Raw genomic sequence first — 684 nt, forward strand, 5'->3', positions numbered from 1 at the left:
GCACTACTTTCCGAGCGTATTAACAAGCTTGCAAAAGCGTTAACTGATGGCGTTTATGAACGCGAACACACCATCAAACTCTGTCTCCTTGCCGCTTTGGCTGGGGAGAGCGTCTTTCTTTTAGGTCCTCCAGGTATTGCAAAGAGTCTTATTGCAAAGCGTCTTATCCAAGCTTTTGATAACAGCAGTTACTTTGAATACTTGATGACTCGATTCTCGACACCAGAAGAAGTGTTTGGTCCTTTGAGTATTCAAGAGTTGAAGGACAACGGCCGTTATGTCCGACTCACCAAAGGTTACCTACCTACTGCACAAGTCGTTTTCCTTGATGAGATTTGGAAAGCGGGCCCTGCGATTCTGAACACTCTGTTGACCGTCGTGAACGAAAAAACATTCAAAAATGGCAGTGACATTGAACGTGTTCCAATGCGTTTGTTGGTTTCTGCTTCCAACGAATTACCAGATGAAGACAGCGGCCTAGACGCACTGTACGACCGAATGCTCGTACGTGTGTTCGTAAACCGAATTCAGAATAAGCAAAACTTCAAATCCATGCTGACCGTTGGCACATCGCAAGAAGCGCAAATTCCGGAAGGTTTGGCGATTACCGATGAAGAGTATCACCAGTGGTAATCGCAAATTCCGGAAGGTTTGGCGATTACCGATGAAGAGTATCACCAGTGG

General features: G+C 45.8%; 1 pseudogene. It reads left to right on the forward strand.

The window, feature by feature from the left end:
• Positions 1-630 (forward strand): annotated as a pseudogene (locus R8N49_RS27425) (AAA family ATPase); the annotation flags it as partial.
• Positions 631-684 lie beyond the last annotated feature (54 nt).

The organism is Vibrio sp. 1978 (assembly GCF_033344345.1).